Source organism: Rhodococcus sp. AC861, from assembly GCF_979256035.1.
Map to the genome: position 1 here is coordinate 624,977 of NZ_CEEDMW010000001.1, position 16,034 is coordinate 641,010.

Here is a 16,034-nt window from a genome sequence, read left to right on the forward strand (position 1 = left end):
CCTACGTTCATGCAACGGGTCACGGTCGGCGAAGCGCTGCCACGAATCTCCACGCTTCCGCTCACCACCGCGCAGGCCGAGGTCTGGACCGCGCAGCACTTCCTGGGTGAGCGCACCGACTTCGTGATCTCGCTGCAGGTCGAGATCACCGGCCCGCTGGACGTCGACCACGCACGCGAGGTGATCCGCTCGGTCATCGCCGAGGCGGACGCCGTCCACGTCCGCTTCGACTTCAGCGGCGAGCAGCCCGTCCAACACCGCGTGCACGACGACGAGTGGTCGGTAGCGCTCGTCGATCTGCGTTCGGCGGCCGATCCGATGGCCGAGGCGCAGGCGTGGATCGCCGCGGACATCGCGTCGGCGGACACGACCGGCGCGGGAGACCTGTTCGGAACCGCGTTGCTCCGGCTGGCCGACGACCACGTTCTCTGGCATCAGCGCTACCACCACGCCGTCGTCGACGGCTTCGGAATGTCGCTGATCTTCAACGAGGTCCGCGCGCGCTACGCCGATCCGAGTCGCCGGACAGCCCCCGGTGCGTGGGCCCTCGAACCGCTTGTCGACGCCGATGCCGAGTACCGCCGGTCGGATGCTTTCCGACGCGACCGCGAGTACTGGATCGGCCGGTTGGCCGATGCCCCCGAGCCGCCGTTGCTGCTGCCCGACGTCCCGGACACCGGCTCCGCCGTCACCGAACGTGTCTCGGCACCCTCCGGCCGCCTGGCGCCGCTGTACGCGTACGGCGAGGAGCACGACATCCGCCGCACCCGGCTGGCCCCCGCCGTGTGGGTGGCGTACCTGGCCGCCGTGACGGGCACCTACGACCTGATGGTGTCCCTGCCGTCGACTGCCCGTGTGGGCAGGCGTGCGCGGACGACGCCGTACATGGCGTCGACCATCCTTCCGTTGCGGTTGCAGCTGACCCCGGCGATGACCGTCGCGGACGTCGCCAGGGAACTCGAACGCGCGTCGATCGGCGCGGTGCGTCACGGCCGGTTCCGCGGTGAGGACATCGTGCGTGCACTGCGCGAGGACGATCCTCACCGTCTGGTTCACGGTCCGGGCATCAACGTCCTGATGGTGCAGCACGGCATCGACGTCGGCGGGTTCCCGGCGCACATGCGCAGCCTGGAGACCGGCCCGGTGCGCGATCTCGACGTCACGGTCACCGGTGGCCGCGACGACGAGTCGCTGGTCTTCGACCTGCGGTCACGGCCCGGTGCGCACGACGCGCTGATCGGGCATCGCGACCGGTTCGGCCTGGTTCTCGATCAGGTTCTGGCGCATCCCGACACGACGTTGTCGTCCCTGCAGCTCATATCGGCCGCGGACCGCACCCGTGTCGTGCACGAGTGGAACGACACGGCAGAGCCGTCGGTCTCGGTGTCCGTGCCCGAGCTGTTCGCCGCGCAGATCGCAGCCACTCCCGATGCGCTCGCCGTCGTGCTGGGCGAGAAGGAGCTGACGTACTCGAAGCTGGGCGCGAAGGTGAACCAGCTCGCGAACGCGCTCCTGGCCGCCGGTCTGGAACCCGAAGGCGTGGTTGCCATCTCGATGCCACGTTCCCTCGAGATGGTCGTCGGAGTGCTCGCCGCGATGGTGGCCGGCGGTGCCTTCGTTCCGCTCGACCCCGAGTGGCCGCAGGATCGCCGCGACCGTGTGCAGCGCGATTCCCGCACCGCGATCGTGCTCGGTGGATCCGACGAGTGGACGGTCGATCTGGACGACTGGCGATTCGACGAGTTCTCGACACACGCTCCCGCCCTGCGTATCGACGGGTCGCGATTGGCGTACGTCATCTTCACCTCCGGCAGTACCGGAACGCCGAAGGGCGCGATGATCCGCCACGAGGCCATCTGTGCGCGGATGACCTGGCAGCGCGATCGCGTGTTGGGCTTCGGGCCCGGTGACGCGTCGCTGTTCAAAGCTCCGCTGTCGTTCGACATCTCGGTGAACGAGATCCTGCTGCCGCTGCTGTCCGGCGGCACGCTCGTCGTCGCCGAGCCCGGCGGTGAACGCGACGGCCTCTACCTCCTCGACATCATCGCGCGGCGCCACGTCACGTTCGTCTACCTGGTGTCGTCGATGCTCGACGCGCTGCTCGCGCTGGACACCGACGGGTCGCTGTCGGGACTGCGGCACGTGTGGTGCGGCGGTGAGGTGTTGACACCGGAACTGTTCTCGCGCTTCCGATCCCAGCTGACGACGACGCTGTACCACGGGTACGGACCGGCCGAGGCGACCATCGGTGTGTCGCACGTGATCTACACCGGCGATGCGCCGCGCATCGCGACGTCCATCGGCAGACCCAACCCGAATACCCGGCTGTACGTGTTGGACTCGGCTCTGCGGCCGGTGCCCGTCGGAGTGGGCGGCGAGCTGTACGCCGGGGGATTCCTCCTCGGTCGCGGGTACGTCGGAGCGCCCGAGATGACCGCGTCGAAGTTCGTGGCGGACCCGTTCTCGGACGACGGCGCGCGCCTCTACCGCACCGGTGACCGCGCTCGCTGGACCGAGGACGGCACGCTGGACTTCCTCGGACGCGTCGACAATCAGGTGAAGATCCGCGGCATGCGCCTCGAACTCGAAGAGGTGGAGGCCGCGGTGGCGTCGTGCGCCGGTGTCCGCCGCGCCGTGGTCGATGTCCGTCGGACCGGAAGCGGCGCAGCATTTCTCGCCGGATACGTCATCGCTCCGGGCGTCGGCGTGGATGCTCTCCGTGCGCACTGTGCGCGGTTGCTCCCCGAATACATGGTGCCGTCCGCCTTCGTCGTCCTGGACGCGTTCCCCACCACGGCCAACGGCAAGGTGGATCGCCGAGCGCTCCCCGATCCGGAACAGGCCAGGGGAGAAGCAGTCGCGCCGCGCACCGAGCGTGAGCGGGTGCTGTGCGAGGCCATGGCTTCGGCGCTGGGCGTGGACAGCGTCGGCGTGACCGACGACTTCTTCGCCCTCGGCGGCGACAGCATCGTCGCCCTCACCGTCGTCGCGCAGGCGCGTGCACGGGGTCTGGCGATCGGCCCGCGTGAGGTGTTCACGCTCCGTACCGCCGAGGCCATCGCCGCCGCTGCCCCTGCCGACCTCGTCGTGGTGGACGACGATCCCACGGGCATCGTGGCGACGACTCCCATCGTCGCTCGTGTCCTCGACCAGGACGATCGCCTCGGCCGTTTCCATCAGACCGCTCGTATCCCCGTGCCGGCGCACATCGACGGCGATGTCGTCCGGGCGGCGGTGCGCCATGTCGTCGCGCACCACCCGGCGCTGCGGGCAGTGTGGCGCGACGGCGCCCTCACCGTCCCGGACACACACGAACCGGTGGAGATCTCGAACGACACGTCGACCGACGAGACCGTGGCTCGCCTGGCGCACGAGCGTCCCGGCGGCATGGTGGCGGCGTCGCTCGGCGACGACGTGCTCGTCCTGGCCGTGCATCATCTGGTCGTCGACGGTGTCTCGTGGCGCATCCTGCTCGGCGATCTGCTGGCGACGATGTCCGCGATGGTGGAGGGGCGCGAGGCGGCATTGCCTCCGGTGACGACGTCCGTCCGACGATGGGCCGACGTGCTCGAGAGTGCCGCTCGCGCGGGCCACTGGAATCACGAACTGCCCTGGTGGCGTGACGTTCTCGGAACCGTGAGCGGCACCGTCGGCACGCGGGAACTCGATCCTGCCGTCGACACCGACGGCACGATGGTGACCCATGTGGTCACGGCGTCCGAGGCCGACAGCAGTGCACTGCTGGGCGACGTCGCGGCGGCGTATCGCACCGGTCCGACCGAGGTGCTGCTCGCGGCACTGGGCGTCGCCCTCGCATCCTGGGACGGGTATTCGGCTCCGTCGATCGTGGTCGAGGTGGAAGGCCACGGCCGCGACGTCGACGCTCTCGGTGACCCGTCGCTCGACCTGTCCCGCACCGTCGGGTGGTTCACCACCGTGCGGCCCGTCGTGGTTCCGACCGGGGACCTGTCCGATGCCGATGTGCTGCTGCAGGTCCGGGACCATCTGCGCGCCGGCCCGGACTCGGGACTCGGCTACGGTGCGCTCCGCTACCTCACGCAAGACCTGGCGGCCGCGAATCCCCCACGGGTGCTGATCAACTACCTCGGCCGCGGCGGCGACAGCGGGGTGACGTTCACCGGTGGAGCGGACCCGGAGCGGCCCGCGTCGCACGCCCTGACGCTCGACGTGCTGGAGTCGAACGGCCGGGTGACGACGACAGTACGACGCGTTCCCGGCGTGGTCGACGAGTCGTTCGTCGACGCATGGTCGGCCGCCCTGTCTCGTCTCGCGGCGGCTGCCCCGTCGGCACGGCGCACAGCGAGCGATTTTCCTCTTGCAGCGCTGACGGACGACGACCTGTCGTCGCTCCCGAGCGACGTCGAGGACGTGCTGCCGCTGACACCCGTGCAGGAAGGCATCTACTTCCACAGCACGTTCGACGACACCGATCCCTATGTGGTGCAGCAAGTCCTGACCCTCAGCGGACCACTCGAGCCGGAACTGCTGCGGACCGCCCTGGAACGTGTCGTCGCACGCCACGCGTCCCTGCGCACCAGCTTCTGCCCGCTGCAGGACGGCCGTGTGGTGCAGGTGGTGCACTCCCGGGTGGACGTGCCGTTAAACGTCGAGACGGGCAGCGTCGACGACGTCCTCGCCGATCAGCGTCGCGCCGGACTTCCACTGACGTCCGCGCCGCTGGTGCGGTACGCGGTGGTGCGCCACGACGACACGTCGTGGTCGCTGGTGCAGTCGATCCACCACATCGTCGCGGACGGCTGGTCCATCCCGATCATGGTGCGCGAGATGCTCGCGTCGTACACGACAGGACCGCTGTCCGGCCTGCCCGTCACCCAGCCCGCCGCCTGGGTCCGCCACCTGGTCGGCCGCGACACGGAGGCGTCGACGCGAGTATGGCGCGAGGCGCTGGAGGGAGTGCAGGAGTCGGTTCCCGTGCCTGCTTTCGGCGCGTCCGGGACAGGAACCCGCACCGTCCGTGTGGAGCTGTCACAGGACGTCACCCGCACCATCGGAGACAGAACCCGCGACGCCGCAGTGACTCTGGGGTCGATGCTGCACTGCGCGTGGGGGCTGTCGCTCGCCCGCGTGACCGGGCGCCGCGATGTCGTCTTCGGATCGACAGTGTCGGGACGCTCGGCGCCGGTGCCCGGTATCGAGGGCATGGTGGGGTTGTTCATCGACACCATTCCGGCGCGCCTGCGTCTCCGGCCGGAGGACACCGTCGCGACCGCTGTGCAGCGGTGGCAGCAGGAGCAGGCCGACCTTCTCGATCACCATCACCTCGGGGTGCCGGCACTGCGCCGCGTCACGGGTGTCGATTCCCTGTTCGACTCGCTCGTGGTCGTCGAGAACTACCCTCTGGGCACCACCGCCGTCACCGACCCGACCGGGCAGATAGCGCTGACCGGCGTCCGTGTCGACGAGAACTCGCCGTACCCGCTGACCCTCATGGTGATTCCCGGTGATCGACTGACGCTGGAACTGAAGTACGACGCCGCCCTCGTCGCCGACTCGATGGCGACGTCGCTCGTCGACAGCATCGTCGCTGTGGCCACCGCCCCGGGCGACACGCGTCTCGCCGAGATCCGGAGTGCGCCCGAACCGACCGAACACGAAGGGCCGCAGCCGGTCCCGAGTCGAACGCTGGTCGACCTGCTGAACGATCAGCTCGTCGCGACACCGGACGCGGTCGCCCTTGTCCACGGTGACCACTCCTTCACGTACACGGAGCTGCACGCGCGGGTCGATCGCGTCGCCGCAGCCCTGGTCGAGCGCGGTGCGCGCCCGGGCGCCGTCGTCGCCGTGTCGCTCCCACGGTCCGTCGACCTGGTGGTCGCGCTGCTGGCCGTCGTGAAGACCGGCGCCGCGTACCTGCCGCTCGATCCGGGATACCCCGCCGACCGCCTGGCGTTCATGGTCGAGGACGCACGCCCGGTACTCGTTCTCGACGGTGACCTCGCGGAACTGCCTGCCGCCCTGCTCGCGTCGCCCGCCCCGGCGGACGCCGCGTACGTCATCTACACCTCGGGGTCGACCGGTCGACCCAAGGGAGTGGTGGTGCCGCACAGCGCCATCGTGCCCCGCCTCGAGTGGATGCGGCAGACCACTCCGCTGGCTGTCGGCGACCGCGTGCTGCAGAAGACTCCGTCCAGTTTCGACGTGTCGGTCAGTGAGTTCTTCGGGCCGCTGGTCTCGGGGGCGACCCTGGTCCTCGCCGACCCCGACGCGCACCGTGACACGGCACGCCTGGTCGACGTGATTCGTGCACAGTCGATCTCGTGGATCCACTCCGTCCCGTCCATGCTCGACGCGTTCCTCACCGATCCGGACGTGTCCTCCTGCACGTCGCTACGTGTCATCGTCTGCAGTGGCGAAGCGTTGTCCGCAGAGTCCGCACGTCGGGTCGCCCAGCTGCTCCCGAACGTCCGGCTCGACAACCTGTACGGACCCACCGAGGCGGCCGTCGACGTGACGGCAGCCCTCGGCGTCCAGAGCATCGACGGCGATGTCGTTCCCATCGGCACTCCTCTGCCCGCCGTCGGGTACCGGGTGCTGGACGGGTGGCTCGGAGCCGTCCCGGCCGGGACGACAGGTGAGCTCTATCTGTCCGGTCCGCAACTGGCCCGCGGATACCTCGAGCGTTCGGCTCTGACGGCGACCAGATTCGTCGCCGGATCCGGGGGCGAACGGCTCTATCGCACAGGCGATGTGGTGCGCCGCACCGCGGACACACTCGAGTACCTCGGACGCGCGGACTCACAGGTGAAGGTCCGAGGATTCCGTATCGAACTCGGCGAGATCGACGCCGCGCTCCGGTCCCATCCCGACGTCGAGCGCGCGGCCACGGTGGTGCGGACCGACCGCGGAACGGCGCAGCTCGCGTCCTTCGTCGTCGCCTCCGCTCCCGAGACCGAGATCCGTGCCCACGTGGCCGCGATGCTGCCCGAGCACATGGTGCCCACCACTCTCGCTGTCGTCACCGACCTGCCGACGGGTCCGAGCGGAAAGCTCGACCGCGCTGCACTTCTCGCGTCACTGGCCACCCCCGCAGCCCCGAACGAGGACACCGTGTCGAGCGGGCCCGTCGCCGTACTGTGCGGACACTTCTCCACCGTTCTCGGTGGCGCACCCGTGTCCGCGGACGACGACTTCTTCGCCCGCGGCGGCGACAGCATCCTCGCCATCCGCCTGGTCAACCTCGCACGCGGGAGTGGTCTCGAGATCACGGCCCGCAACGTCTTCGAGCAGCGCACGCCTCGGGCGCTCGCGGGTGTCGCCGAGGTACACGCGCCGGAACCCGCCGCGGCGGCGGTCGAGTCGGGCATCGGCGAGCTCCGCGCACTGCCGGTGGTCCACCGACTCTCCGAATGGTCCGGCAGCACCGACAGGTTCAACCAGGCATCGCTGATCGTGGTCCCCGCACCCGCACTGCCGACGACGCCCCAGCGCGCCGTGGACGCGGTGGTTGCGCATCACGACAGCCTGCGCACCGTCCTCACGCGGCATGCGCCCGGTGTGTGGACCACCGCCGTGCGTGCCGACGCCCCCACCACGGTTCTGCGAGTCGACTCCACGGTGCTGAGCGACGACGAGTTCGCCGAGCTGGTCGCCGAACAGTCCGATGCTGCGGCCGATCGACTCGCCCCGGCGGACGGACACGTGATCGGCGTCGTGTGGTTCGACCGCGGTGCCGATTCCGGGCGCCTGTTGCTGGTTGCGCACCACCTGGTCGTCGACGGAGTGTCCTGGTCGATTCTGCTGGAGGACCTGGCGCTGGCCTGGATCGCGCACGACAGCGGGCAGGACCCGGCGCCGGCCCGCGTGCGGACCTCGCTGCGCTCCTACGGGCGCCTTCTCGACGAGAGTGCCCACAGCGCGGAGCGTCTCGCCGAGTTGCCGTACTGGTCCGCGGTCACCGCACCCGGTGCCTCGCTGGGCCCGGACGACGGGGATGCCGTGGTCGGACAGGGCGATGTCGTCCGTGTCGACCTCACTCCCGATGTCACGTCCGCGGTGCTCGGAGCTGTCCCCGCGTTCGTCGGGGCGGACGTCACCGACGTGATCGCCGCGGCGCTCCGGGTTGCTCTGACGCGATGGTCGCTGGACCACGATGTGCTCGTCGATCTCGAGCGTCATGGCCGGACCGATCAGGGCGGGGCCGACCTGACCCGTACGACGGGCTGGTTCACCTCCATCGCGCCGGTGCGACTGCGTGCCGGCACCGATCCGACGGCTGTTCTGCTCGAGACCAAGGAGGCATTGCGGGAAGCACCCGACGCCGGTCTGGGGTACGGCCTCCTGCGGTACGGGAATGCCCGCACCGCAGCGGTTCTCGCTCGCGGAGAGCGCTCGCAGATCCTCCTCAACTACCTGGGCCGCGTGCCCGCTGCGGGCACCGCGCCGTTCGATCGCGCACCGGAACCGTTGCGGACGGATCCCGATCCCGACATGGGTGGTCCGTACCGCCTCGTGATCAACGTGGTGTGCGAGGGCGACGTGCTGTCGGCAGCGTTCGCGTGGTCGTCGATGCATCTGCAGCACAGTGACATCGACACCATCACCACGGAATGGTCCCGCGCCCTCGACGAGCTCGTGGACGCCGCGGCGACACACACCGGTCCACCCCGTCTGACACCCTCGGATGTGCCCCTCGCGCAGGTCACGCAAGACGACCTGACGGCGCTCGGCGACTCGGTCGAGACGGTCTGGCCGCTGACCCCGCTGCAGGAGGGTCTGGTCTTCGAGAGTCTCACGGCCGGTGAGCGCGACATCTACACCGCGCAGTTCGCCCTCGACTTCGGACGCCGCCTCGACCTGCCACGTCTGCAGGCGGCCGCGACAGCAGTGGCGCGGCGCCACCCCCAGTTGCGTACCGGGTTCACGCAGACAGCGGCCGGCGTACCGGTGCAGGTGGTGTCGGCACGCTACGACGTCCCGGTCCGGGACGTGTCCGTCGAGAGCGAGTCCGAGGCCGAGCAGATCATGCAGACCGACCGGGACACCCCGTTCGATCTCGCGTCGCCGCCACTGTGGCGAGTGCTGCTGCTCCGCCTGCCGGACGGGCGCGACCGGGTGGTGATCAACCGACAGTTCCTCGTGTGGGACGGCTGGTCCAACGGGTTGGTCGTCGGCGAACTGCTGGCGCGCTACGAGAACCCCGACCTGTCGAGCACGCCCGACACCACCTTCGCGCGCTACCTGACGTGGCTCGCCTCGCGTGATCGCGACGCGGCGCGGCGTGCATGGGCGACCTCACTGGGCGGTCTCGAGGATCCGACGCTGCTGGCGCACCGCCTCGCGCCACCTGTCGGAATCCCGTTGCGCCGCAGAGCAGAGCTCGACGAGGACACCTCGTCGTCCCTCGTCGGTGCGGCACGCGAGCGCGGCGTCACCCTCAATGCCGTCGTCACCGCCGCACTCGCGCTGGCGATCTCGTCGGCCACCGGTCGGACCGACGTCGTCTTCGGTATCACCGTGGCAGGACGCCCGCCCGAGGTGGACGGTCTGGACAGCGCGCCGGGCATGTTCCTGTCGACGGTCCCGGTGCGCGCGGTGCTGGATCCTCGGGAGAGCATCGACGCGCTGGTGCGCCGCATGCAGAACGAGCGTGTCGAGGCGATGGAGCACGACTACCTCGGCCTCGCCGAGATCATCGAGGTGTCCCCGCACCGCACCCTGTTCGACACCCTCTGCGTGGTGCAGAACTTCGTGAACCAGGACTCGGCGTCGGCGTTGAACGCCGCGCACGGAGTCGAGGGCAGCGACAGCATCGACCACACGAACTACCCGCTCACGGTCGTGGTGACGCCGGGGGACCGGCTGGCCGTGACTGTCGAGTACCGGCCGGAGGCCATCGACGTCGAGCGCGTCGACCTGGTGACCGACGAGTTCGTCGACCTGCTGTCGACCTACGCCGACCGTGGCGCCGACTCCGTCGTCACGCCGGTGGTCAGGGACTCCGCGGACCTCGAGAGTGTTCCCGACGTGACGGTCACCGAGATGCTGCTCCGGACGGCGGAGGCCTCACCGGACGCGGTGGCGCTCGTCGCCGGATCGGACTCGCTCACCTACGCCGAGTTGGCCTCTCGCATCGACGGTGTCGCGCGCATGCTTCTCGGGCGCGGCGCCGGACCCGAGACCGTCGTGGCACTGGCGATTCCGCGCAGCCTCGACATGGTGGTCGCACTGTTCGCCGTGTTGCGCACGGGCGCGGCGTATCTGCCCATCGAACTGGACCATCCTGACGCGAGGGTGCACGCACTCCTCGACGATGCTCGACCACTCTGCATTCTCACCACGTCGGCGGTGGCCGCCAGATTGTCGGGTCGGCCCGGCGTCGTGGTGCTCGGAGAACAGCTCGACGACACACCGCTGACGCCAGCCGAACTGGGCCGCTTCGTTCCCGGTTCGCCGGGACGTCTCGATCACCCGGCCTACGTCATCTACACCTCCGGATCGACGGGCACGCCCAAGGGCGTCGTCACGCCGTATCGGGGTCTGACCAACATGCAGCTCAACCACCAGCGCGAGATCTTCGATCCCGTCGTAGCTGCCGCGGCGGGCCGAACTCTGCGTATCGCGCATACCGTGTCGTTCGCCTTCGACATGTCGTGGGAGGAACTGCTGTGGCTGGTCGAAGGCCATGAGGTGCACGTCGCCGACGAGGTGCTCAGACGCGACGCCGAGGCACTCGTGGCGTACGGGAACGCCCACCGCATCGACGTCGTGAACGTGACTCCCACCTACGCGGCCCTGCTTCTCGACACCGGTCTTCTCGACGGGTACCGACCGGCGCTGGTGCTGCTCGGCGGCGAAGCCGTGGGCGACGACGTCTGGACCACGCTGCGCAACACCGACGGCGTGCTGGGCTACAACCTGTACGGACCCACCGAGTACACGATCAACACCCTCGGTGCCGGAACCGACGACAGTGCCACGCCCACCGTAGGAACTGCCATCCGGTCGACCCGCGCGCACATCCTGGACAGCTGGCTCAGGCCCGTCCCGGACGGTGTGGCGGGGGAGTTGTACATCGCGGGAGCAGGATTGGCCCGCGGATACGCCGACCGGTTCGGACTGACCGCTGATCGCTTCGTCGCCGACCCCTCGGGTGACGGCTCCCGGATGTATCGCACGGGCGACCTGGTGCGCCGCACGCAGACCGGGCTCATCGACTACCTCGGACGCACCGACGACCAGGTCAAGATCCGCGGGCACCGCGTCGAACCGGGCGAGGTCGCCTCGGTCGTGACGGCACTCGACGGAGTGCGCCGCGCTGCCGTCGTCGTCTCCACCGGGCCGGGCGGACTCGCGCGCCTGGTGGCGTACGTGGACGCGGACGATGCCGACTCAGTCCGCACATCCTGTGCCGCGGTACTTCCCGACTACATGGTCCCCGCCGTGGTCCTGGTGTCCGAATTCCCGATGACGGTGAACGGCAAGCTCGACGTCGCGGCGCTGCCGGCGCCGGACGAGGTCGACACCGCTGCCACGCCGCCGCGCACCGAGACCGAGCGCACGCTGTGCGGAGTGTTCGACGACGTGTTGGGCCGCGTCGGCACCGGCATCCACGACGACTTCTTCGATCTCGGCGGCCACTCCTTGCTGGCCACTCGCGTCATCGGTCGCGCGCGGACCGCTCTGGGCTGTGAGCTGGCCGTTCGTGACCTGTTCGATGCACCGACCGTCGCGGCTCTCGCTGTCGTCGTCGACGGTCGACGTCGCGACGACCGGCCCGTCCTCCGGCCCGTCGAGCGGCCGGCGGTCGTCCCGATGTCCGCTGCGCAGCAACGGTTGTGGCTGCTGCATCAACTCGATCCGGCCTCGGCTGCGTACAACTTCCCCATTGTCGTTCCGCTCCCGGAGCGGGTCGACCCGTCGGCTTTCGCTGCTGCGCTGGGCGATGTGGTCGACCGTCACGAAAGTCTGCGAACAGTGTTCGACGACGCCGACGGCGTTCTCGCACAGCGTGTTCTGACCGACGTGACGCCGTCCGTGGTGTTCCACGACGGTGATCCCGCGCCGGTCGTCGCGGAGATGGTGCAGCGACCGTTCGACCTGCGCCGCGACATCCCGATCCGCGCGGCGGTGGTGACGGTCGAGCAGGGATGCGTCGTCGTCCTGGTGCTGCACCACATCACGACCGACGAGTGGTCGGACCGGCCGTTGCTGGCGGACCTCATGGCGGCCTACGCGGCGCGCCTGGCCGGCACCGTGGACACCCGTCCGCCACTGCCCGTCCAGTACGCCGACTATTCGCTGTGGCAGTCGGAGCTCCTCGGTGAACCGTCCGATCCGCTGTCCCTGGCCGGACGCCAACTCGCCTACTGGGAGAACGCTCTGGCCGGTGCGCCCGACGAGATCGAGCTCGCGACCGACCGCCCGCGACCACCGCGCCCGAGTCACCGCGGGTCGGTGATCCGGCGAGAGATCGACCCGGACGTCGTCCGCCGGCTACGAGCGTTGGGTCGTCGCACGGATGCCAGCGTCTTCATGACTGTCCATGCCGCCGCGTCGGTGCTGCTGCACCGCATGACAGGGTCCGACGACATCGTGCTCGGCGCACCCGTCGCCGGCCGCGGGGAGGAGGGCCTGGATCAACTGGTCGGGTTCTTCGTCAACACGCTGGTGCTGCGGTCCGATGTGTCCGGTGATCGCACGCTGGAGGAGAGCGTCCTCGATGCCCGGGCTGTCGACCTTGCTGCCTTCTCCCATGCCGACGTGCCGTTCGACGCGGTCGTCGCACGCGTGGCGCCGGAGCGGAGCATGTCGCGTAACCCGTTGTTCCAGGTCATGATCAGTCACCACACCGGCCCGATGGCCGACGGTGATGCGACGCCGATGACGCCGGCGAAGTTCGATCTGGTGTTCAACTACACCGAGGACCTGACGTCCGACCGCCTCGTGCTGGAACTCGAGTACGCGGAGGACCTGTTCGACGAGGGCACCGCCGAGACGATCACCGAGCGCCAGATAGCGGTGCTCACCGCGATGGCCGACGATGCCACCGTCCGCGTCGACGACGTCGACATCTTCCTGCCGGGCGAGCGGGACCGCGTCGTCACGCAGTTCAACGACACGGTCCGCGTCGTTCCGGAGGAGTCGCTGTTCGACTCCTATCTCCGGTGGGTGCACGCCACTCCGGACGCCGTGGCGGTGGTCGACGAGCGCACCACCTGGACCTACCGTCAGCTGCACGCCCGCGTCCGAGACATCGCTGCAGCCCTGCAGGACAGAGGTATCGGCGCGGAGTTCATCGTGGGCGTGGCTGTTCCGCGGTCGGTCGACACGATCGCCGCGACGATGGCCGTGCTCGCCGTGGGTGCCGCCTATCTGCCACTCGATCTGAAGCACCCGTCCGATCGGCTCGACTACATGGTTTCCGACGCCGGCGCGCAGGCGATCCTCACCACGGCCGCAGTGTCCGATCAGGTGCCGTCGGGCGTCGATCATGTTCTGCTGGAATCGGTGTCGGCAACGGATCGGGAACTTCCGCCTCGTTCGGCATCCCTCGAGTCCGCCGCGTACGTCATCTACACGTCCGGATCGACGGGTCGGCCCAAGGGCGTCCTCGTGCCGCACGAGGGCATCTCGTCCCTCGTGGCGACGGCCGAGGACCGCATGGCGTTGGCGCAGGGGTCGGTCGTCCTGCAGTTCGCATCCGTCGGCTTCGACGTCGCCGTGTTCGAACTCGCGATGGCACTGTGCACCGGATCGCGCCTCGTGATCGTTCCGGACGACTCACGCGTGGCCGGTCCGGAGCTCACCGACTTCTGTGCCGAGCACGGTGTCACGCACGCGATCATCCCGCCATCGTTGATGGCGGCGCTTCCGCCCGGGTGTGCGCTGCCCGAGGGCTGCACCGTGCTGGTGGGAACCGAAACCGTTCCGCCCGCGGTCATCTCGGCGTGGTCGGAGCATCTGAACCTCCTCGCCGCCTACGGCCTGACCGAGGCCACGGTCAACAACACGTTGTGGCAGGCGCAGCCCGGCTGGACGTCGTCGGTGCCCATCGGCGTGCCCGACCCCAACGAGCGCGCCTACGTCCTGGACGACCGGCTGCGGCCCGTTCCCGTCGGTGTCTCCGGAGAGCTCTACATCGCCGGGCGCGGTCTGGCCCGCGGTTACCTGGGGCAACCCGGGCTGAGCGCCCACCGATTCGTCGCCGACGTCGTCGGGGGCGGCCGGATGTACCGCACGGGTGACCGAGCGCGGTGGCGTGCCGACGGCAACCTCGACTTCCTCGGCCGCGCCGACGACCAGATCAAGGTGCGCGGCTTCCGCATCGAGCCGGGCGAGATCATGGCTGCCCTGGCGTCGTTCGAGGGTGTCGATCAGACCGCTGTCGTCGTGCACGAGTCGTCGGGCGTCAGCCGTCTGGTCGGATACGTCACCGGGCAGGGGCACCTGGACGGGGACGACGTGCGCGCTCACGCCGCGACGCGTCTTCCCGACTACATGGTGCCCACCCTCGTCGTCGTGGTCGACGGGACGCTGCCCCTGACGCCCAACGGCAAGCTCGATCGGGCAGCGCTCCCGCAGCCCGAGTGGTCGGCCGTCGTCGGCGGACGGGCACCCGAGAACGATGTCGAGAGGGCGCTGGTCTCGTCGGCTGCGTCGATCCTGGGTCTCGAGTCCCTCGGGACGGAGGACGACTTCTTCGCTCTCGGTGGCCATTCCATGGCGGCCATGCAGTGGGTATCGGCCATCCGATCGAGTCTCGACGTGGACATCACGGTGCGCGACGTGTTCGAAGCCCCGACGGTGCGCGCACTGGCCGACAGGTTCTCGGGTCGTACGCAGGGAGGCGGGCCACGCCTGACGGCACGGACAGAGCGGCCGGCTGTCGTCCCTCTGTCGCCGATGCAGGAGAGTGTCCTGCTCGGCGATGAGACACGAGTTCTCGCCGATCATGCGCTGGTGATCGAGGTGCCCGACGTGGACGAGTCGATCCTGGCTGCCGCGGTGGACGCCGTGGCGGCTCGACACGAGCCGTTGCACTCGGTGCTGGTCCCTGGTCAGGGATCGGCCCTCGGGAATCCGCTGCGGCTCGAGACTGTCGCCGTCGCGCAGGACGACATCCGACGTCGGGCGTTCGAGATCGCGCAGGAGCCTCTCGACCTCGAGCAGCGACCGGGCGTGCGAATGGTGTTGCTGCGCAATGCGTCAGGGGAACGTCTGCTGCTCGTGGTCATGCATTACTGGGCCGTCGACGAGTGGTCCGTGGTGCCGTTGCTGACAGATCTGATGAGTGCTGTCGCGGGCGGCGACCAGGCGGACCCGCTCCCGCTCCGCTACAGCGATGTGGCGGTGTGGGCGAACGAGCGCCGAGAGGCGTCGCCGGGCACCGTCGATGCGTGGTCCGAAGCCTTGGCGTCCGCGCCAGGACGCGTCGAGTTGCCGTTCACGGTGGGGGAGTCGGGATCCGACGCCATGGCCGTGGAGATCGACGCATCCCTGCGGGCGGAGTTGGCCGGTGTGCCGGGAGTGAGTCTCGTGTCCGTGCTCCACGCGGCGTTCGCCCTGGCGCTCGCCGACGTCGGGGCGGGGGACGAGATCGTCGTCGCGACTCTCGTCGCCGGCCGGGACCACGAGGACACGCACGCCATGGTCGGGGCGTTCAGCGATCTGATCCCTGTGTGCACGTCGACGAATGGCGATCTGGCCACCGTCGCGGCGCGCGTGCAGGCCGAGACCGTCGCCGGGCTCGACCGCTCGGGGCCTTCGTACGTCGAGATCGTCGACGCGGCGGGACTGTCGAACCTGCGTCGTCCGCAGTTCCTGATGGTCCACCACCACGTCGCCGACCTCGGGGATGCGGGCGCCGCGCTGCTGCCGGTTCCCGTGGGTCGGCCTCGGGCGGACCTGACGTTCAGCGTCCACGAGCCGGCGGGGGAGGGTGCGCTGTTCGCGCAGGTGCAGTTCCCGGCCGGGAGTGATCGCGGGGCGATCGGTCGGTTCGTGCAACGCCTCACTCTGCACCTGAACTCCGCGAGTAAGCTCTAGTGAGTGAG

Annotated in this window: 1 protein-coding gene; it reads left to right on the plus strand. The window is 69.5% G+C overall.

What is annotated here, in order from left to right:
• The first annotated feature begins 9 nt into the window (after positions 1-9).
• Complete coding sequence (locus AC0IX4_RS02985; protein WP_471827970.1) at positions 10-16,026, plus strand: amino acid adenylation domain-containing protein; 16,017 nt, start codon at positions 10-12, stop codon at positions 16,024-16,026.
• The last annotated feature ends 8 nt before the right edge of the window (positions 16,027-16,034 follow it).